This is a genomic window from Streptomyces paromomycinus (assembly GCF_003865155.1).
Classification (GTDB): domain Bacteria; phylum Actinomycetota; class Actinomycetes; order Streptomycetales; family Streptomycetaceae; genus Streptomyces; species Streptomyces chrestomyceticus.
Map to the genome: position 1 here is coordinate 2,031,304 of NZ_BHZD01000001.1, position 19,049 is coordinate 2,050,352.

19 protein-coding genes and 2 pseudogenes are annotated in these 19,049 nt (G+C 72.5%); 13 read left to right on the plus strand and 8 right to left on the minus strand.

Translation table 11 applies throughout. The annotated features are described in order from the left end of the window. Positions 1-23 precede the first annotated feature (23 nt). On the plus strand, positions 24-464 hold the full coding sequence (locus OEIGOIKO_RS08090) for a DUF732 domain-containing protein (protein WP_125053241.1): 441 nt from the start codon (positions 24-26) through the stop codon (positions 462-464). Positions 465-517: 53 nt separating this feature from the next. On the opposite strand, the gene OEIGOIKO_RS08095 is transcribed toward OEIGOIKO_RS08090, so the two are convergent. Continuing rightward, on the minus strand, positions 518-1,225 hold the full coding sequence (locus OEIGOIKO_RS08095; RefSeq protein ID WP_125053243.1) for an RraA family protein: 708 nt from the start codon (positions 1,223-1,225) through the stop codon (positions 518-520). A gap of 177 nt (positions 1,226-1,402) precedes the next feature. Here OEIGOIKO_RS08095 and OEIGOIKO_RS08100 point away from each other — a divergent pair, with 177 nt between their 5' ends. Next, positions 1,403-1,855 carry a hypothetical protein gene (locus OEIGOIKO_RS08100; protein ID WP_125053245.1) on the plus strand — a complete coding sequence of 151 codons (453 nt, stop codon included), beginning with the start codon at positions 1,403-1,405 and terminating at the stop codon, positions 1,853-1,855. A 43-nt stretch (positions 1,856-1,898) separates the two neighbouring features. Here OEIGOIKO_RS08100 and OEIGOIKO_RS08105 read toward each other — a convergent pair whose 3' ends face one another. Continuing rightward, on the minus strand, positions 1,899-2,528 hold the full coding sequence (locus OEIGOIKO_RS08105; RefSeq protein ID WP_125053247.1) for a TetR/AcrR family transcriptional regulator: 630 nt from the start codon (positions 2,526-2,528) through the stop codon (positions 1,899-1,901). Between the two features lie 69 nt (positions 2,529-2,597). Between OEIGOIKO_RS08105 and OEIGOIKO_RS08110 the strand changes: the two genes are divergently transcribed. Both OEIGOIKO_RS08110 and OEIGOIKO_RS08115 read left to right on the plus strand, forming a co-directional pair. After that, positions 2,598-3,470, plus strand: a complete 873-nt coding sequence (locus tag OEIGOIKO_RS08110; protein WP_125053249.1) for a ketopantoate reductase family protein — start codon at positions 2,598-2,600, stop codon at positions 3,468-3,470. A gap of 373 nt (positions 3,471-3,843) precedes the next feature. After that, complete coding sequence (locus OEIGOIKO_RS08115; RefSeq protein WP_125053251.1) at positions 3,844-4,443, plus strand: hypothetical protein; 600 nt, start codon at positions 3,844-3,846, stop codon at positions 4,441-4,443. A gap of 108 nt (positions 4,444-4,551) precedes the next feature. Here OEIGOIKO_RS08115 and OEIGOIKO_RS08120 read toward each other — a convergent pair. Further along, positions 4,552-5,401: pseudogene (locus OEIGOIKO_RS08120) on the minus strand (IS5 family transposase). A gap of 261 nt (positions 5,402-5,662) precedes the next feature. On the opposite strand from OEIGOIKO_RS08120, the gene OEIGOIKO_RS08125 reads away from it, so the two are divergent. Together OEIGOIKO_RS08125 and OEIGOIKO_RS08130 are read left to right on the plus strand one after the other, a co-directional pair. Then, positions 5,663-6,010 carry a hypothetical protein gene (locus tag OEIGOIKO_RS08125; RefSeq protein WP_125053253.1) on the plus strand — a complete coding sequence of 116 codons (348 nt, stop codon included), beginning with the start codon at positions 5,663-5,665 and terminating at the stop codon, positions 6,008-6,010. Positions 6,011-6,045: 35 nt separating this feature from the next. After that, positions 6,046-6,195: pseudogene (locus OEIGOIKO_RS08130) on the plus strand (IS110 family transposase); the annotation flags it as partial. A 224-nt stretch (positions 6,196-6,419) separates the two neighbouring features. Here OEIGOIKO_RS08130 and OEIGOIKO_RS43465 read toward each other — a convergent pair. Next, complete coding sequence (locus tag OEIGOIKO_RS43465) at positions 6,420-7,400, minus strand: Lrp/AsnC family transcriptional regulator (RefSeq protein WP_170251649.1); 981 nt, start codon at positions 7,398-7,400, stop codon at positions 6,420-6,422. A gap of 147 nt (positions 7,401-7,547) precedes the next feature. On the opposite strand from OEIGOIKO_RS43465, the gene OEIGOIKO_RS08140 reads away from it, so the two are divergent. Together OEIGOIKO_RS08140 and OEIGOIKO_RS08145 are read left to right on the plus strand one after the other, a co-directional pair. Then, positions 7,548-8,498, plus strand: coding sequence for an isopenicillin N synthase family dioxygenase (locus tag OEIGOIKO_RS08140; protein ID WP_125053258.1), 951 nt, complete (start codon positions 7,548-7,550; stop codon positions 8,496-8,498). Positions 8,499-8,572: 74 nt separating this feature from the next. Next, the gene (locus OEIGOIKO_RS08145) at positions 8,573-8,950 is read left to right on the plus strand and encodes a hypothetical protein (protein ID WP_125053260.1); all 378 of its coding nucleotides are present in this window, start codon (positions 8,573-8,575) and stop codon (positions 8,948-8,950) included. A gap of 59 nt (positions 8,951-9,009) precedes the next feature. Here the strand turns inward: OEIGOIKO_RS08145 and allB are convergent, their stop codons facing one another. Further along, positions 9,010-10,344 (minus strand): allantoinase AllB, encoded by a 1,335-nt coding sequence (gene allB / locus OEIGOIKO_RS08150; protein WP_125053262.1) that lies wholly within the window; start codon positions 10,342-10,344, stop codon positions 9,010-9,012. A 460-nt stretch (positions 10,345-10,804) separates the two neighbouring features. On the opposite strand from allB, the gene OEIGOIKO_RS08155 reads away from it, so the two are divergent. Further along, positions 10,805-11,602, plus strand: coding sequence for an IclR family transcriptional regulator (locus tag OEIGOIKO_RS08155; RefSeq protein ID WP_125053264.1), 798 nt, complete (start codon positions 10,805-10,807; stop codon positions 11,600-11,602). 59 nt (positions 11,603-11,661) lie between these two features. Here OEIGOIKO_RS08155 and OEIGOIKO_RS08160 read toward each other — a convergent pair whose 3' ends face one another. After that, positions 11,662-11,979: a DUF5955 family protein gene (locus tag OEIGOIKO_RS08160; RefSeq protein ID WP_246177267.1), complete on the minus strand. Its 318-nt coding sequence runs from the start codon at positions 11,977-11,979 to the stop codon at positions 11,662-11,664. Between the two features lie 247 nt (positions 11,980-12,226). On the opposite strand from OEIGOIKO_RS08160, the gene OEIGOIKO_RS08165 reads away from it, so the two are divergent. The 4 genes from OEIGOIKO_RS08165 (at position 12,227) to OEIGOIKO_RS08180 (ending at position 16,015) form a co-directional block, all read left to right on the plus strand. After that, positions 12,227-12,889 carry a nucleotidyltransferase family protein gene (locus tag OEIGOIKO_RS08165; RefSeq protein WP_125053266.1) on the plus strand — a complete coding sequence of 221 codons (663 nt, stop codon included), beginning with the start codon at positions 12,227-12,229 and terminating at the stop codon, positions 12,887-12,889. Positions 12,890-13,114: 225 nt separating this feature from the next. Beyond that, complete coding sequence (aceB, locus tag OEIGOIKO_RS08170) at positions 13,115-14,743, plus strand: malate synthase A (protein WP_125053268.1); 1,629 nt, start codon at positions 13,115-13,117, stop codon at positions 14,741-14,743. 128 nt (positions 14,744-14,871) lie between these two features. After that, positions 14,872-15,657 carry a VOC family protein gene (locus OEIGOIKO_RS08175; RefSeq protein WP_125053270.1) on the plus strand — a complete coding sequence of 262 codons (786 nt, stop codon included), beginning with the start codon at positions 14,872-14,874 and terminating at the stop codon, positions 15,655-15,657. A 94-nt stretch (positions 15,658-15,751) separates the two neighbouring features. Beyond that, on the plus strand, positions 15,752-16,015 hold the full coding sequence (locus OEIGOIKO_RS08180) for an SCO5918 family protein (protein WP_125053272.1): 264 nt from the start codon (positions 15,752-15,754) through the stop codon (positions 16,013-16,015). A gap of 20 nt (positions 16,016-16,035) precedes the next feature. Here OEIGOIKO_RS08180 and OEIGOIKO_RS08185 read toward each other — a convergent pair whose 3' ends face one another. Beyond that, a complete protein-coding gene (locus OEIGOIKO_RS08185) occupies positions 16,036-17,634 on the minus strand; it encodes a YfcC family protein (RefSeq protein WP_371859013.1) in 1,599 nt (532 codons plus the stop codon). Between the two features lie 8 nt (positions 17,635-17,642). Continuing rightward, the gene (locus tag OEIGOIKO_RS08190; RefSeq protein ID WP_281288429.1) at positions 17,643-19,046 is read right to left on the minus strand and encodes a M20/M25/M40 family metallo-hydrolase; all 1,404 of its coding nucleotides are present in this window, start codon (positions 19,044-19,046) and stop codon (positions 17,643-17,645) included. Positions 19,047-19,049: the final 3 nt, after the last annotated feature.

Here is a 19,049-nt window from a genome sequence, read left to right on the forward strand (position 1 = left end):
TGCTCATCGGTCAGGGGAGAATCGTGAAACACCGCACCGCCGTCGCCTGGTCCGCCGCGCTCGTCGCCGCCGCGGGGCTCACCGCGTGCGGGGGCGGCGCCAAGGGCGGGAGCCGGCCGTCCGCCGCGCCGCCGGCTTCCGGCGCTCCGTCGGAGCAGGCACCGTCCAAGGCGATCGCCGACGCGGAGGCGCGGCTGGGCATCCCCCCGAAGCCCGACACCGCGACCCAGCGGCGCTACACCGCCGCCCTCGACGCGATATCCCGCGACATCGTGAACGGGAAGCCGGAGCGCGCGGTGAGCCGCGGCAGAAGCACCTGCGGCGCGATCCATTCCTTCCCGAAGGACCACGCCAAGCAGGTGGATCTGACCCGGCAGCGTTTCTCCGGGGCGACCCAATTCACCCCGGAGCAGGCGGAGAAGATTCTGCAGGCCGTGCACACCCATCTGTGTCCGAAGAATTGACCGGCGGGAGCCTTTTCCGCCGCACACATCACGGGTGACGCGGCACGGGGCCGTCATTCCTCGACGGCTCCGCCCACGGCCCGCAGATGCGCGCGGAAGGTCAGCGCGGGGTCGCGCCGCCGCCCGGCGAGATAAGCGGCGAACGCCAGCTGGCGGCGCAGCGGCTCGCCGCCCCGGATCCGGTCGGCCTGCCGGCGTTCGGTGTCGCGGACCGACTCCGCGATCGCGAGGAGTTCACCGGCGCCCGCGGCGGGCAGGAAGAGCACACCGTCCTCGTCGCCGAACACCAGATCCGCGCGGCCGACGGACCACTCCCCCACCGTGGCACTGTCCAGGGCGCCGTCCGGACGGGCGTCCAGGCGCCGCGGCCCGGTCGGTGTCGCCCCCAGACTGAAGACCGGCAGGCCGATCTCCCGCAGGTCGGCCGTGTCACGGTGCAGGCCCCACACGACCATGCCGTCCAGCCCGGCGGCCTGCGCCTCCAGCGCGACCAGGTCGCCGACACAACTCTCGTCGGTCCGCCCGCCGTTGTCGGCCACCAGCACATCGCCGGGCGCGGCACTCTCCAGCGCTTCGAGAAAGACGTCCACACTCCCCACGTGCCGGGCGGGCAGCACCCGACCGGCCAGCCGGGCACCCGGCACCAGCGCCCGCAGCGGCGGGGGCGCACAGCGCACCGGCGTCCGGGCCCGCAGACACGCGTCCGCCAGGTTAGCCGTGGTCAGCGCCGCGAACCGCCGTCGCAACTCTGCGTGTTCCATACCGCACTCCTCCCCCGGCCGGGCCGACGCCCGGTGCCGGACGGACAACGTGCGCACACTTTCCTCCGCCGCGGCCAGGACGCGCCAGGGCCGGTGGCGGGGGGTGACAGGTTCGGCGCACGAGGCGTACACAAGCCGGGATGATCCGCTGGGCGGGTGTCAGGGATGATCGAATCCATGACGCACACCCACCTTCCGACCACCGAGGCCGCGGTCACCGCGATACGAGACATCGCGCGGGAACTCGGCCTGGCGATGTCGGTCACCGACGACATCGGCGCGGACCGTACGTCCCGTCGCACGTCAGCGGCCCCTTTCACCGTGTTCGACCCCGACGGCTCGCTGCCGCACGAGGCGTTCGTGGAGCTGGCGGGCTCACCGTCGGTCAGCGTCCGGCTCTTCCCCGAGGACGACGCGAAGATCACCGTGGACGGCGTGGAGTTCCACGACCTGCCCCGTGACGTGGTCCCCGCGTTCCTCAGGTCCGTCTACGGCGGGCTCGCCTTCACCAAGAGCCGCCTGTTTCCGCCGGGTCAGTGGCTGGTCTTACCGCTGCCCGGTGACGAGACGTACAAGGAACTGATCACCGGCCCCGGCCTGACGCCCTGGCTGGCGCGCGGCATCCGCTAGCGCCGAGTGCCGCACCCGCGCCGCCCGCGTCTGTCCCGGGCCGTCAGGTACGAGTCGGTGGCGCACTCATCGCCGCCGTCAGGAACGTGATCGCCCACCCCCGGGCCGCCTCGCCCGCCACCGGGGGCACGCAGCCGGGGGACGGCTGCTGGTGGGCCTCCAGGCGGTCGACGGCCGTCACGGCAAGGATCCCCCGCATCCGGAACCACAGCTCCTCCGGGGAAAGGCCGGGCAGCACGCGCGCGAAGGCCGTGAGGTAACGCTCGCGGACCGACTCCTCGGCCGGGCCGGTCCAGCCGCGGGCCTCCTCGGCCGGGTCGCTGAGGATCGTCATGATCAGCCGGGACGTCCGGGCGCCGCCCTCGTCACCGGCCGGCATCTCGTCGAACAGCGGCCCCGCGAAGGCCGCCACCAGTTCGCCGACCGGTGGCTCGGGGGTCCGGGCGAGCAGTTCGTCGAGCCCGGCGCACTGGGCCGCGGTGACGGGCCCGACCACGCGGCGGGCGACTGCGGCCATCAGCTCCGCCTTCGAGCCGAAGTGGTAGCCGACGGCGGCCAGGTTGGCCCCGGCGCGCCGGGTGATCGCGCGGACCGAGGTGCCGCGGTATCCGTGCTCGGCGAAGAGGTGCTCGGCCGCGTCGAGGATCTGGGTGCGAGTGTCTGATGGCGCCACACAAAAGACTATACATATGTTTGAATGAAACGAACGTATGAGTGAGACGAACGATGAGAGAAGGCCGCCTTGAAACTGCTCGTGTACGGGGCCGGGGTGTGCGGCAGCCTGTTCGCCGCCCGCATGCACCAGGCCGGCCACGAGGTCTCGCTCCTCGCCCGGGGCGAGCGCCTGACCGCCCTGCGCCGGCACGGAGTGCGGCTCGCCGAGGAGGACGGCTCCGTTGTCGAGCGGGTGCCGGTACCGGTGGTCGCGCACCCGGACGGCGAGTACGACCTGATCACCGTCTTCGTCCGCACCCACCAGGTGGATGGGGTGCTGGAATCACTCGCCGGTGTCCGAGGTGACGTACTGTTCCTGCTCAACTGGGCCGCCGGTCCGCGGACGCTGGGCGCGGTGATCGGACACGAGCGGGTGCTGCTCGGCTTCCCCACGACGGGCGGCACGATGGACGGCGACGTCGTCCGCTACCGCAGGAGCGACCTCGTCACCCGCCGGATCGCGATGCCGATCGGCGAGCCCGACGGCCGTACCACCCCGCGACTGGAACGGATCGTGGCGACGTTCCGTAGCGCCGGGATCAACGCCAAGGCCGCGCCGCGGATGGATGCCTGGCTCCGGACGCACGCCGCGTTCGAGGTCCCGCTCGGGCTTGCGGTACACGCGGCGGGCGGCCCGGCAGCGCTGGCCGACGCCCCGGACGCGGTCCGGGGCATGCTCCACCGCATGCGGCACAACCTCGCCGCGCTGGAGACACCGCCGGTACCCCGCGCGTTCGCCGCGTTGCGGGTTCTGCCGCAAGGCCTTCTCGTGGCCGCGCTCCGGCTCTTCCTGAAGAGCCCGACGGCCGCGCACAGCGGACTCAACGCCCCCTCGCCCGCCACGACGGCCGAACTCAAGCGACTGGCCGAACAGCTCGGCGCTCCTGCGCAGGCCCGTTGAGCAGCCTAGGCCGGTTTGCTTGCATAAACCGGTCGTTGGTCAGGCATCTCCCTCTGGTCCGCCCGGTGATCCCAGCGAGAAGGCCTACCGCCTGTCGTCAAACGTTCGAATGACGACACGTCCGGAGGGCGCCCCATGGACCCGGGCGTTCCGAGGCTTCGGGGAGGCTCCGGCCCCATGAGATCCGACGCCGGTTGACGGACCAGGGGAAAGTTTCCAGGTTCTACGGCCTTCGGAAGGTCTCCTGGATTGTGCGCCTGGCCACCTCTGGCGGTGCCGCTGAGCGGGATGCCCGGATGCGGAGCGCGGCGGCGAGGATGCTTGCTACGATCCAACCGTCACTTAGGGCTACTCGAAAATCACCAGGAGTGGCATGGGGTACGGATTTCCGACCGCTAAGTTCTTCCGCATCATCAACAGGCAGACCGGGGTGTGCCTGTCCGCCGCGTCCGGGGGCACCACCTACGTCGATGCCAGTCACATGGCAGGGGGAGGCTCCTACAGCCACACCAACGACCAGCACCTGGCCGTCGGCCTCGTCAAGAATACGAGGGGTGAGGTCTGGTTCTTCGACGACAGGGAGAGGCGCTCGTTCGATGAAGCCTGGTGTCTGGTCAACGCCAACAGGGACATCCGCTCCGCGTACACCCTCCACGCCGGGCCCAGGAACGAGAGCACCATCACGTACGGTCCGGACGATCTGGGCCTGATCGGCTGGGGCCAGAAGGGTCAGACCCAATGGGAGGCCGGCGACGGAAGGATCTGGCCGGCGCCACGCCGCGACAAATTCGTCACCGTGCTCTGGGACGGTCGCAAGCACCGGGTCGGCCTGGCAGACCGCGCTGACGAGAACCAGCGCTGGACCTTTCAAGAAGTGGAGCTCCCAGGCGAAGCCGTCCCCACCGAAAGGCTGGGAATCTACGATCAAGGCCCCCCAGGCACCGACCCGTTGAAGTGGCGGACGCGTATGTAGGCGATCTCCGACAGCGCTTGGTGGGCAGGTGACCGGAAGGCCGGCACGACACAGCTGATCAACTGCCGCGCCCCGTGGTCACCCCATACCCCTGGGGTCTCGTTCGGATCAGCAGGCAGATCGGAGGAAGATGCCCGCGATGTGAAGACCGGCGAGGTAGGTGGCCGCGGTCTTCTCGTAGCGGGTGGCAGTGCCGCGCCACTGCTTCAGGCGGTTGTTGTACCGCTCGACGGTGTTGCGCTTCTTGTACGCCTCGCGGTCGAAGGACGGTGGTCTGCCGCCCGCCTGTCCGCGCTGTCGCCCGTTGACCTGCTGGTCGGCCCGTTCCGGGATCACCGCGCGGATGCCGCGTGGCCGCAGGTGGTCGCGGATCGCGCGGGAGGAGTTCGCCTTGTCAGCCGGGACCGGGTCCGGCCTGGTGCGGGGCCGTCCTCGTGGCGGGGAACGCGCAGACGGGCCATGACTTCCGTGACGGCGGGTGCGTCTGCGGCCTGACCGGCGGTGAGGGCGAACACCAGCGGCCGGCACCGGCCGTCGGCCGCGAGGTGGATCTTCGTGGTCAGTACGCCGCGGGACCGGCCGACGGCATGGTCGTCCGGCTCGTCGGCCGGGGCCCCTTTTTGCGGGCCCCGGCCGCATGCTGGTGAGCGCGCACGAGGGTGGAGTCCACGGACACGGCCCAGCTGACGTCTTCGTCCGCGTCGGCCCGGGCCACCAGGGCAGTGAACACCCCCTCCCACGTGCCGTCGACGGCCCACATCCGCAGCCGGTTGCAGACGCCGCGCCAGGTGCCGTACTTCTCGCCAGGTGCACCCACTGGGGTACCGGACGGGAACGTGGAGGCGATCGCGTCGATCACCTCAGGCGGAGTACGCCGGTGCCGGGCCCTCTCCCCTCGGCGGTGCTCGGGGAGCGCCTCGGTCTCCCGTATCCATACGGTCCGGCCGGTCTCCGGCATCTGCGGAGCACCCAGCAACGCCCCGCGTCGCGGCGCAGGTCTCCCGCCGTGCCGAGGCAGGCCCAGGTGCCGTGGAAACCGAGCGGGCAGTAGAGCCCCACCAGATCCCGCGGGCCCGGTGGCGCCGCTCCAGGCGAAGGAGTGACGACCTCCGGTGACCCCTCGGTGAACTGTTGGCGACCCGCGCCACGAAGGGTCCCCGGATCGCCCAGACTGAGCCACCGACCGACCACGACACCACTGGAACGAGGGGGAACCACCATGTCCGTCACCCGACGGCTCGCACTCGCCACCGCCTCCGTCACCGTGGGCGTGGGCCTCGCCTTCGCTCCCGCCGCGCAGGCCACCGACAGCGGCAGTGCCGGCATCAGGTCCAGCCACGACATCGCCATCGCCAAGAACGCGCCCCTGTACGGCGACGTCGACGGGAACACGGTGCTCGGCTGGACCAGCTCTCGCGGCAGCACGGGGCTCTCCACCTGCAAGCGCTGGAGCGGCTTCTTCCAGGGCTGGATGTACTGGACCCGGCACAACGGCCTCGGCAAGACCGGCTACGTGGGCAGTTGGGACACCAACCTCACCCACTCCCACCTCAACAAGTGCACCTGACACACCACCGCGGCGCGCCCCGCCCTCGGCCCCGGGACCGCCGACGACGCGAAGCCGGAGACTGGCACGCCGCCCAGCGCAACCTCTTCAACCGCCTCCTCGGCCAGCTCTGCCACTGCCTGCACACCTGCCAACTGTTCGACGAAACCATCGCCTTCCCCACCCCACTCACCGCAGCCGCTTGACTCTTGGCCTCGTGAGGCGTCTCGCGGGACTTCACGGCCTTCCGCACCGCGGCCCGGGCCGCGTGGCGCATCGTGACGTACAGGTAGCCCGCGACGTCCTCGATGACGTGGCCCGCCTCGATCCGGCGTACGACCTGGATGACGGCCTCGGCGCGTACGACCTCCCGGTCCACGAGGCTGTGGCCGTCGGTGAGGTGGTAGACCAAGGCGCGGTACGCCTCCTGTCACGTGCGGGCGCGGGCGCGTACTGGCGTGAAGGGGGCGGCGAGGCGTTTGACTTCGTACAAGGTGGGGGCGGTGTCGATGCTGTGGATGCCTGGGAGGGTGCCGAGGTCCTGGTCGATGTAGGTGTACAGGTCGGCGGGGGTACGGAAGATGCCGTTGGCGACCAGGTTGGCGGAGCCGGTGACGGCGGCGGCGAAGGCGATGGCGGGGTGGGTGGCCAGGGCCGCGCCGACGCTGCTCAGGTGGGCGGGGGCCACCGTCAACCACAACTGTGCGCTCATGTGGTGGCCGAGCAGCTGGGGTGCGAAGTCGACGTAGAAGTCGAGTGCGCCGTGGTGGCGCAGGCGGTCGAGGTGGCGCTGGATGCTGGAAGGTGAGCGGGCGGCGGCCTTGCTCAGCGCGGGCAGGGTGGCGCGGCCGTCGCGGGCGAGTTCGGTGAGCAGGGTGTGGTCGGTGGTGTCGAGGTGGAGGGGGGCGGTGGGGTCGGGGGAAGCTGCCGCGGATGCGGGGGCGGGTGTGAGGTAGCGGGTGGCGTGCCAGGTGGTGGTGGCGCCCTTGAAGATGTGCAGCATGCAGTGCGCGGTGACGGACACGAGGTTCGGCGTCCGAGGGAGTGCGGTCAGCAGCAGGGCGTTGTGTGAGTCAGCGGTGGGGGCGTCGACGGCGCAGTAGAGGTCGGTGCCGCTGGTGGTGAGGGTGACCCAGCTGGTGTCGGAGCGGCGGGCGAGGCTGTCGGCGAGGGGGCGGACCGTGTCGGGGGTGCAGCGCAGGCGCAGCAGCCAGCGGGTGTGTCCCAGCCGTTGCGGGTCGGGGCGGCCGGTGATGCGCAGGCCGAGGCGGCGCAGGCGGTGGTAGCGGCGAGCGGCGGTGTGCTCGGAGATGTCCAGGGTGCGGGCGAGGCGGCGGTAGGGGGCGCGTCCGTCGAGCTGGAGGGCGTGCAGCAGGCGCTGGTCGAGGTCGTCCGGACTGCCGGAATCCACCGCGGTCCCCCGTTCCGTCGCCGGTTCCTGCCGTATCCGAGCGTACGGCTTCGGGCTCAGGAGCCGGCGGCGGAAAGGTGACTGGCAACGGCCGGAACGCCCGGCATTCGACTCCGCACTCCGGTGCGGCGAAGGGAGCACCTTGCCATGCACCGTACGGCCATTGACGTCATCGATCTCTCCGGACGGTCCGGCGCGGACCGGGATGCCCGGGAGCGGCTCGCGGCCGCCGTCGACCGTTCCCTGCAGGCCGGCGGGTTTCTTCTCGTGCGCGGTCACGGCCTCGACCCGCAGCTGCCCGAGCGGCTGCGGGCAGCGGCCCGGACGTTCTTCGCGCTGCCCGACGAGGTCAAGGCCCGCTACGCCCGACAGGACGGCCGGTGCGGGTGGTTCGGCCGCGACCAGGTGACCACGGCGGCATCCGAGGGCGGCACCACGGCCCCGCCCGACCTCAAAGAGTCCTGGGCGGCCGCCTTCGAGACCCGCGCCGCCCGCACCCAGCTGCTGCCCGACCGCTGGCCGTCACACGTACCGCTGCTGCGCCCGTACGTGACGGAGTTCGCCGACCGTATGCGCACGCTGTCCGACGCCCTGCTGCAGATCATGGCCACCGCGCTGGGCCGGCCCGAGGACTTCTTCACCCGCCACACCACCCGCCCGAACGGCAACGTCCTGATCAACTGGTACCCGGCCCGGCACAGCACCGGCCCGGCCCGTCCCGGACAGTTCCGCATCGGAGCGCACACCGACTTCGGGCTCCTGACCCTGCTGGACCGGCAGAACGGCCGAGGCGGGCTACAGGTCTACGACGCCGCGGCCGGGTGGCAGGACGCACCGTGGCAGCCGGACACCCTGACGCTCAACATCGGCGACCTGATGCAGCGCTGGAGCGGCGACCGCTGGCACTCCGGCCGCCACCGCGTCCTGCCACCGTCCCCCGAGGCCCCGGCCGAGGAACTGACCTCCCTGGTGTACTTCCACGCCTGCGCCCCCGACACCCCGATCATCTCGCTGCCCGCGCCCGTCGGACGCAGACAGTACGAAACGGTGCGCGCCGGCGACTGGATCCGCGACAAGTTGCGGTCCATCAGCCCCTGAGGGCTGCGCCCCCGCGTTGCCGGAAGCAGGGACCCCAGCAGCGGCCTGCCGTCAGCCGATGCTGTAATCGGGCCGTGAAGCCGCTGCTCCTCCTGTCCGTTCTGCTCATCGTGTTCGTCGTGCCCACGGCCGGCGTCTGGTCGCTGGGGCGGCGGGCGAAGATTCCCGTCTGGATGCGGGCGGTGTTCTTGCCGGCCGGGTGGCTGGCGGTGGTCGTCGGCGGGATTCTCGCGCAGCGGGCGCACGGGGCTCTGTTTCCGGAGACGTCTCCGTGCCACCGCACCGGCATGCCCGTCACGCGGTACTTCCCGCCCGACTCGTTCTGCCTGCACGACGACGGAGAATTGCGGACGGTCAACGGGCCGGCCGGCAAGGTGGTGTTCTGGACCGCCTTCGGCACGGCCGTCGCCGTGCCGGGAGCGGCCCTCGTACGACGTCGTCCACGGTCCTGAACGCGGTACGTGAGGACGTGTCACTCGCGGCGCAGAGCCTGCACCGGCACCGTACGCCCTCAGGGCCGCTCCAGCAGCTCACCCGCGGGCTCGGACAGTGTGCCGCCGTCGTTGATCCGCCGGCCGCGCAGCCATGTGGACCGTACGACGCCGTGCAGCGTGCGCCCTGCGTAGGCCGTGATCTTGTTGCGGTGCTGGAGGCCGGCCGGGTCGACGGTGAAGGTGGCGTCCGGGGCGAGCACCGCGAAGTCCGCGTCGCGGCCGGGCTCGACGGCGCCCTTGTGGTGCAGGCCGACCAGGGCGGCCGGGGCGGTGGCCATCCAGCGGGCGACGTCGTCGAGGGTGTGGCCGCGCTCGCGGGCGGCGGTCCAGACGGCGGGCAGGCCGAGCTGGAGGGAGGAGATGCCGCCCCAGGCGTCGCCGAAGTCGGGGGTCTTCAGGTCGGCGGTGGAGGGTGAGTGGTCGGAGACGACGCAGTCGATCGTGCCGTCGGCGAGGCCCTGCCAGAGGGCGTCCTGGTTGGCGGCCTCGCGGATCGGCGGGCAGCACTTGAACTCGGTGGCGCCGTCCGGGATCTCCTCGGCGGTCAGGGTGAGGAAGTGCGGGCAGGTCTCGACGGTGATCCGTACGCCCTCGGCGCGGGCGTCGGCGATCAGCGGCAGGGCGTCCGAGGAGGACAGGTGCAGGATGTGCACCCGCGCGCGGAGCCGCCGGGCGAGCGCGATCAGTCCGGCTATCGCGTCGTTCTCGGAGACCCGGGGGCGGGAGGCGAGGAAGTCGGCGTACTTGGGGCCGTGCGGCTGCGGCGCGGCCTCCAGGTGGACCGGGTCCTCGGCGTGCACGACGAGCAGGCCGCCGAAGCCGGCGATCTCGCCGAGCGCGGCGGCCAGTTGTGCCTGGTCCAGCTGCGGGAACTCGTCCACACCGGACGGGGACAGGAAGCACTTGAAGCCGAAGACGCCGGCGTCGTGCAGCGGCCGCAGATCCTTGACGTTGCCGGGTACGGCGCCGCCCCAGAAGCCGACGTCGATGTGCGCCTTGGAGCGCGCGACCTCGCGCTTGGTGTGCAGGTTCGCCTCGGTGGTGGTGGGCGGCAGGCTGTTGAGGGGCATGTCGACGAGGGTGGTGATGCCGCCGGCCGCGGCCGCGCGGGTGGCGGTCCAGAAGCCCTCCCACGCGGTGCGGCCGGGGTCGTTCACGTGGACGTGGGTGTCGACGAGGCCGGGCAGCAGCACGTCGCCGCCGAAGTCCTCGACCCGCGCCCCGGCCGGGGCGGGGGCGTCGTGCGGGAGCAGCTCCGCGATCTTCCCGTCCCGGACGGTGACGGTCGCCGCGCGTGTCCCCCTCGGGGTGACGACGCGCGTGGAGCGCAGCACCAGATCGATCTCGGACACCCGGTCCCCTCCTCGTGCGGTCCCCGTGGGCTTCCGCACCACGGAATTCAACTTTCTGTTGAAGGAGTGTTCCTCCGGCGCCGTGGCCCGTCAAGACCCTGCCGGAGGTGGGGCGGTGGTACGGATCGCGCCGGACGGGAGGAGCGGCGGGGGCGGGTTCCTGGCGCGATCAGGCGCCAGAGCGGGCGCTTGGAGGATTCCATGGAATGGATACGGGATATCGGGCAGCGGAATGTTCTTTTAGCCACTGGTCCGGGCCGGTGCGGGCGGGTAGCACCCGGGCGCCGCCCGAGCAGGGGCCGGGCGCGGACCGGGGACGGGTTCTGACCGGCGGGAACGAGTGTGCGACAGACCGTGTGTCCGCCGGAGGGGACCGGTAGGCTGCTCCGGGTCGGTCCCGGCACCCGTACACCCAGCCCTGCGCCGAGTCCGCCACCACCTGCCCCGAAAGGAACGCGTCGTGCCGCCGTCCAGCGCCAGCACTTCCGCCGCCAGACCCGCAGCCGCCGGCGGTGGCGTCCAGTCCCTTGAGCGCGCCTTCGACCTGCTGGAGCGGATGGCCGACGCCGGTGGCGAGGTCGGCCTGAGCGAGCTGTCGACGAGCAGCGGACTGCCGTTGCCCACCATCCACCGGCTCATGCGCACCCTCGTGGCCTGCGGCTACGTCCGCCAGCAGCCGAACCGCCGGTACGCGCTCGGCCCCCGGCTGATCCGCCTCGGCGAGAGCGCCTCGCGCCTCCTCGGCACCTGGGCCCGGCCCTACCTGGCGCGCGCGGTCGAGGAGACCGGCGAGACCGCCAACATGGCACTGCTGGACGGCGACGAGATCGTGTACGTGGCGCAGGTGCCGTCCCGGCACGCGGTGCGGATGTTCACCGAGGTCGGCCGGCGGGTGCTGCCGCACTCCACGGGCGTGGGCAAGGCACTGCTGGCGGGCCACCCGCCGGAGGAGGTGCGCGCGCTGCTCGGCCGTACGGGCATGCCGGCCGCGACCGAGAAGACCATCACCGATCCGGACCGTTTCCTGGACGCCCTCGAAGAGGTCCGCCGGCTCGGGTACGCGATGGACGACAACGAGCAGGAGATCGGCGTCCGCTGCATCGCGGTGCCGGTGCCGGACTCCCCCACCGCGGCGGCCATCTCCATCTCCGGTCCGACCGGCCGGGTGACCGAGGCGTCCATCGACAAGATCGTGCCGGTGCTCCAGGAGATCGCGGCCGAACTCTCCGTGGCGCTGGCCAACCAGAACCCGGCGTGATGCCACAGCCCCGGCCGGGGCGCGGTGCGGGCCGTACGCCCCCGCGCCCCGGCCGGGGCTCAGAACCGGCGCGGCGCCTCCCCGTACATACCGATCAGGTCGCGTACGTCCGCGAGGGCGGGCGCCAGCGCGCTGACCGAGCCGACCGCCCCCGCGATCAGCAGCAGGGAGCGGCGCAGCCGGGGCACCTCGGGGTCACCGGCGCTCACCAGGGCGTGCAGCGCGGCCAGTTCGTCGTCGGCGGCCGCGCGGTCGGGCAACTCCGCCGGGTGGAGGGCCAGTTCACGGCGTAGCCGGGCCACCGCCCCGCACAGGGCGACGTCCCGCGGGTCGTCCCCGGCTCCTGCGACTCGCCTGTGCTTCTGCCTCTGCTCCACAACGACGGTACCCTCCACGGTCGTTGGCCCCGCTCCGCGACGCGGGCCAGTTAACGCCACCCTGCGCGGTCCGCGCCATACGGAGAGCGAAATCAGGATCACCGAATTCCGGTGCGCACCGGCGGCCGCCGTGCGGTACCGTTCTCGGCCCGCCCTGCTTCCCGCCGCCACGGCCGGCCTCACTCCCCGCCGCCACGACCGGCCCCGTACTGCCCCGCAGACCCCGGCCATGAGGTAAGCAGGCCCCATGGCACACATCCAATCCCCCGCCTCGGACGCCCCACCCGTACGCCGCCCGGTCGCCGGGCTGCTGCTCGCCGCGGGCGGCGGGCGGCGGCTGGGCGGCCGGCCCAAGGCCCTGCTGGATTTCCGCGGGCGGCCGCTGGTCGAGAACGCGGCCCGGGTCCTGCGGGAGGGCGGCTGCGACCCGGTGCACATCGTCCTGGGCGCGGCGGCCGGAGCGGTACGGGAGCGGGCCGACCTCGCGGCGTACGAGACGGCCGAGAACCCGGACTGGGCGCAGGGCATGGGGTCCTCGCTGCGCGTCGGACTGGCCGCCCTGGCGGGCTCCGGGGCGGGCGCCGCGCTGGTCTCACTGGTGGACCAGCCGGGCATCGGCGCGGCGGCGGTGGCGCGGGTGATCGCCGCGTACGAGGGCGGGGCCGGGCTGGTGGCGGCCGCGTACGGCGGGAAGCGCGGGCATCCGGTGCTGTTCGGGGCGGACCGGTGGGCGGCGGTCGCGGCGGGTGCCACGGGCGACCGAGGGGCCCGTGCGTACCTGGAGGAGCACGCGGCCGCCCTCACCCTCGTCGAGTGCGCGGACGTGGCCGAGCCGTACGACATCGACACGCCGCGGGACCTGTTCCGCCTGGCGTCGCCGGGCGCCCCACGGGCAGGCGAGGGGCAGTGACCGCGGTGGCACTCCGAGTCATCCGGCCCCCGCTTCTGTCGACGGAGAGAATCTCGACGTCAACAAACCATTGAAGTTCCGCGATAAGGAAACTACTCTCCACTGGTCAGAAGCGCCCTGCACCCGAACGGCGCCCGCCACCGCCGGCCGCGGCCCGCGGCACCCCGTGCCGCGCACCCGCCCCGGCGGCCGCCCGGGCACCGCCGCTGAATGGAGTGACAGCTCATGTCCGCACCAGCGCCGTCCCCGCTGGCCATCGTCGACGTCGACCCCGGCAAGGCCCCCGCCCGCCAGGACGAGATCCTCACGGAGGCCGCGCTGGCCTTCGTCGCCGAACTCCACCGCCGGTTCACCCCGCGCCGCGACGAACTGCTCGCCCGCCGCGACGCCCGCCGTGCCGAGATCGCCCGCACCAGCAGCCTGGACTTCCTGCCGGAGACCGCCCACGTCCGCGACGACGAGAGCTGGCGCGTCGCCCCGGCGCCCGCCGCGCTGGACGACCGCCGGGTGGAGATCACCGGCCCGACCGACCGCAAGATGACCATCAACGCGCTCAACTCCGGCGCGAAGGTCTGGCTCGCCGACTTCGAGGACGCCTCGGCCCCCACCTGGGCGAACGTCATCGGCGGCCAGGTGAACCTGATCGACGCCTACGAGCGCCGGATCGACTTCACCGACCCGGGGAGCGGCAAGTCCTACGCCCTGAAGCCCGCCGGGGAGCTGGCGACCGTCGTCGTCCGCCCGCGCGGCTGGCACCTCGACGAGCGGCACCTCCAGCTCGACGGCACACCGGTCCCGGGCGCGCTGGTCGACTTCGGCCTGTACTTCTTCCACAACGCCCAGCGCCTGCTGGACCTCGGCAAGGGCCCGTACTTCTACCTGCCGAAGACCGAGTCGCACCTGGAGGCCCGCCTCTGGAACGAGATCTTCGTCTTCGCGCAGGACTACGTCGGCATCGCGCAGGGCACCGTCCGCGCCACGGTCCTCATCGAGACCATCACCGCCGCCTACGAGATGGAGGAGATCCTCTACGAGCTGCGCGACCACGCCTCGGGCCTGAACGCCGGCCGCTGGGACTACCTGTTCTCCATCGTGAAGAACTTCCGCGACGGCGGGGAGAAGTTCGTACTGCCGGACCGCAACGCGGTCACCATGACCGCGCCGTTCATGCGCGCGTACACCGAACTCCTCGTCCGCACCTGCCACAAGCGCGGCGCGCACGCCATCGGCGGCATGGCGGCGTTCATCCCCAACCGCCGCGACCCCGAGGCCAACGAGACCGCGCTGGCCAAGGTCCGCGCCGACAAGGACCGGGAGGCCGGCGACGGCTTCGACGGCTCCTGGGTCGCCCACCCCGACCTGGTGCCGGTCGCCCGTGCCTCCTTCGACGCGGTGCTCGGCGACCGGCCGCACCAGAAGGACCGGCTGCGCGAGGACGTCGCGGTCTCGGCCGCCGACCTCATCGCCGTCGACTCCCTGGACGCCAGGCCCACCTATCAGGGCCTGGTGGACGCGGTCCGGGTCGGCACCCGCTACATCGAGGCATGGCTGCGCGGCCTCGGCGCGGTCGCCATCTTCGGCCTGATGGAGGACGCGGCCACCGCCGAGATCTCCCGGTCGCAGATCTGGCAGTGGGTGGACGCGGGGGTCGTGTTCGAGAACGGCGAGAAGGCCACCGCGGACCTGGTCCGCAGGATCGCCGACGAGGAACTGGCCGCCGTCCGCGCGGAGATCGGCGACGAGGCCTTCGCCGCCGGTACCTGGCAGCAGGCCCACGATCTCCTTCTGAAGGTCGCTCTGGACACGGACTACGCCGCGTTCCTGACCCTGCCGGCGTACGAGCTGCTGGACTGACTCGCCCCGGTCGCCGCGCGGGGCGCCGACCTGAACGGCAGTCACCGGGCCGAGGGGCCCGTGCCACCCGCACGAACCCCTCGGCCCGGTTCGGTTAGGCTGCCCTTACCTACTTGGGGAGGGTGTCCATGACCACCACTCAGCCGATCCGCACCCCGGATCTCCGCCCGGTCGAAGCGCCGCGCTTCGACCATCTGCTGCACTGCGTGCCGGACGTGGCCGCCGCCGTACGGGAGTACACGGCGGCCGGGCTGCCCGCGCACACCAATCCGGTGCACGAGGGCTTCCAGAACGGCGCCTGGCGGCTGGACGACCGGTACGTCGAAATCCTCACCGTCGTCGACCCGCAGACGTACGCGCTCTCCGCGTTCGGCCGGGCGACGGCCCAGTGGCAGTCCCGTATCGACGCGCTCCTGGCGGCCGGCGGCGGGCCGCTGAACTTCGCGGTGCACGTCACGGATTCCGCCGCCACGGCCGAGCGGCTGCGCCGCGCGGGCCACGGCACCGATGTGCACGACTTCTCCTTCCTGGAGGGCCGGGTCACCTTCCAGGAAGTGATGCTGACCGGCTCCGGAGTGCCGCCCTGGGCGCCGTTCTTCATCACCGTCCGTACCGACCCCGCGCTCCGCCGCGAGCACGAGGCGTCCGGCCGCGTCGACCGCGGCGCCTTCGACCTCGTCGGGTTCCTCGTCGAGACGCCCGACCCGCACGGCGCCGCCGCCTGGCTCGGCGCGCTCACCGGCATCCCGGTGGACGCGAGCGGCACCGTCGTACCGCTCGAAGGCGGCCGGGTGCACTTCGCCGCCGGACCCGCCGACCGCATCACCACCTTGCTGCTGGCCGGGGACCGGCCGCCGCACACCGAGATCGCCGGGCTGCGGGTGCGCGGAGCGGAGGCCCCGCAGTCGCCGTGACCCGGAATCCGGCGGCGATCAGGCCACCGTACGGAGGGGCCACGTGAGAGGGTGGGGGCTCGGCTCCATTCCTGCTCACCCTTGTCGAGGCAGTATGCGTGTCACCATCGCCGGCGTCTTCTTCTACCTTCAGGCGATCGAGGTGGAGCAGAAGATGAGCGCGGTCGAACCGGAGCCCATCCACGGCGACTCCGTGCTCGTCGGCTCCGTCGCCTACCCCGTCAAGCAGGTCGGCCGGATCGTCACCGGCCAGGACCCGCGGGACTTCAGCGCCGGGGAGATGGTGCGGGCGCTGCGCCGGCTCGGCTTCACCTGCAAGCCGCGGCCCGCGTCACCGGAGCCGACCGCCCTCCTGTGACGCGCGGCCGTCCGGCCGGCTCAGGTCATCGCCGCTCCCAGCCCCACGAAGCCGCAGATGAGGACGGCCAGGAGGGCGAGCAGGGGCCAGACGAAACGCAGGTACTTGTCGTAGCCGACCTTGGCCAGCGAGACGCCGCCCATGATGACGGCGGTGGTCGGCACCCACAGGTTCATCCACCCGCTGGCCGCCTGCCAGGCCGTGACGACCACCGCGCGCGAGACGTGCGCGAAGTCGGCCAGCGGGGCCAGGATCGGCATGGCGAGGGTGGCGTGGCCCGACGTGGAGGGGATGAGGAAGGCCAGCGGCAGGTTGACGACGTAGACCATGATGCCGAACAGGGCCGAGGGGGTGCCGGAAACGGCACCCTCGACGGCGTGCAGAACGGTGTCCGTGATGCGCGAGTTGTTCATGATGGTCGTGACGCCGCGGGCCAGCACGATCACCAGGGCCGGTGAGATGAACTCGGCGACGCCCTGCACGAACGTCGAGCTGAGCTGCTGCTCCCCCATCCGCGCGATGATCCCGACGAGGATCGAGGCCGTGACGAACAGCGCGGCCAGCTGGGGGAAGGACCAGCCCAGTTCGAAGGAGTACGGCGCGGCGTCGGCGTCCCCGGTGAGCGCCCCGGCCCACGGGATCACCGAGAAGATCATGAAGGCGAACACCAGTGCCACGGTGACCAGCACCGTCTTGTGCAGCCCGGTCAGCGGCGGCGGTTCCGCCGCGTCGTCGGCGGCCCGCGCGCGGTCCCGGTCGCCGGGCAGGAAGCCGACGAGGGAACGGTCCGGGTCGGCCTGCACGCGCCGCGCGTAGCGCACCACGTAGCCGATGGTGACGGCGGTCAGCACCAGCCACATCACCACCCGCAGCGCGATGCCGTCGCCGAGCGAGATGTCCGCCGCGGAGGAGGCGACGCCGGTGGCGAAGGGGTTGACGGTGGAGCACAGGACGCCGATGCCGGCGCCGAGGATGATCGTCGCGGTGGCCACCATCCGGTCGTACCCGAGTGCCAGCATCAGCGGTACGACCAGGCCGTAGAAGCCGAGTGTCTCCTCGGCGAACCCCTCGACCGTGCCGAGCAGCGAGAAGACCGCCATCACACCGGCGATCAGCAGCGCGCCGCGGTGGCGGAGGTGGTGGGCCAGCCGGCCGATGCCGCGGTCCAGGGCCCCGGTGGAGAAGACGACCGTGATGAACGCGCCGATGGCCAGCACGAACAGGAACACACCCGCGCTGCCGTACAGTTCGCCCGCCAGGGTCGGGCCGACCTGCCCGGTCTTGGTGTCCTGCACTCCGTAGAGGCCGTTGACCGGCGAGAGGAAAAGGTCGTTGAGGCGGTCGGTGAAGGACTGGCCGGAGGGGGTGCGGTGGTAGGTGCCCTGCTGCGGGGTGCCGTCGGCGCCGCGGTCGTAGGTGCCGGAGGGGATGAAGAAGGCCAGGAGCCAGACCGCGAGGGTGACGACGACCAGGACGGTCAGGGCGCTGGGGAAGGTGAACCTGCGCCGGGGGCGCCGCGGTCCGTCGCCGTGGTCGGGGGCGGGGTCGGCCGTGGCGGTGGTGGCGGACTGCCCGGCGGCCGGGGACTCTTCGGCGGGCCGGGGGTTCTCGTCGGGCATCGGGACGCTCACGTGGCGGCTCCGGTACGGAACGCGGCGGCGTACTCGCGCAGGAAGACGGCCTCCGCCAGGACGGCGGCGCGCAGTTCCGACAGCAGCACCCGTTCGTCGGGCGCGTGCAGGTTGCACTGCTTGTCCTCGGCGCCGAAGATCAGCACCTCGGCTTCGGGGACGGCCCGCGCGAGGCCGTTGACCAGCGGGATGGAGCCGCCGCCCGCGGTGTGCACGGGTTCGGCGCCCCAGGCCCGGCGCATCGCGGCCTCGGCGGCGCGGTAGGCGGGCCCGCCGGTACGGGCCTCGAAGCCGGCGCCCGCGTCGCCGGGTGTCACGGTCAGCGGGACACCGAACGGACGCAGCCGCTCCAGATGCCGTACGAGCGCGTCGAGTGCTTCCTTCGGGTCCTGGCGCGGGTGGCAGCGCAGGTTGAGCTTGGCGCGGGCGTACGGCACGACGGCCGAGGCGGCCTGGTCGACCGAGGGGGCGTCCAGGCCCATGACGGTGACGGCGGGGCCGCTCCACAGGCGTTCGCCGAGGCTGCCGGAGCCGAGGAGCGGCAGTCCCTCCTGTACACCGGCCAGTTCGCGGAACTCGGCCTCGGTGGGGGCGGTGCCGGTCCACGGTTCGCGGCGCAGCCCCTCGACGGCGACGTCGCCGTGTACGTCGTGCAGGGTGGCCAGGGCATTGAGGAGGACGAGCAGCGCGTCCGGGGCGGCGCCGCCGTACTCGCCGCTGTGCACGGCCTCGTCGAGGGTGCGGACCTCCACGGTCAGTTCGGCGGCGCCGCGCAGGCCGGTGACGAGGGTGGGCGTACCGGCGCGGAGGTTGCCCGCGTCGGCGATGACCATCGCGTCGCAGGCGAAGCGCGCGGGGTCGGTGGGCGGGTAGTCGTCGAAGGGGCTGCCGTACTCCTCCTGGCCCTCGAAGACGATCTTGATGCCGACCGGGGGCCGGCCGCCGTGGGCGCGCAGCGCGCCGAGGTGGACGAGGAGGTTCGCCTTGCAGTCGGCGATGCCGCGGGCCCGGATGGCGGGGCCGCCGTGCGGGTCGTCGAAGTCGGTGGGCTCGAAGGGCGGCGAGGTCCACAGCCGGAGGTCGCCCGCGGGCTGGACGTCGTAGTGGCCGTACAGGAGCACGGTGGGAGCGTCCGGGGAGGGTGGCGGGATGGTGCCCATGACGACCGGCGCGGTGCCGGGGAGGTCGAGCTGTCCGAGGTCGGTGACGCCGGCGGCGCGCAGCAGGGCGAGGAGTTCGTCGCGCGCCGCGAGGACCGGCTCGGGCGGGTGGCCGGGGAAGGCGACCGAGGGGATCGCCGCGAGCCGCTTGAGGTCGTCGCGGATGCCGGGCATCAGGTGGTCGACGGCGGCTTCCAGGTCGTCGGCGGCCGGGGGGACGGAACGCGCGGCCGGGGGCACGGA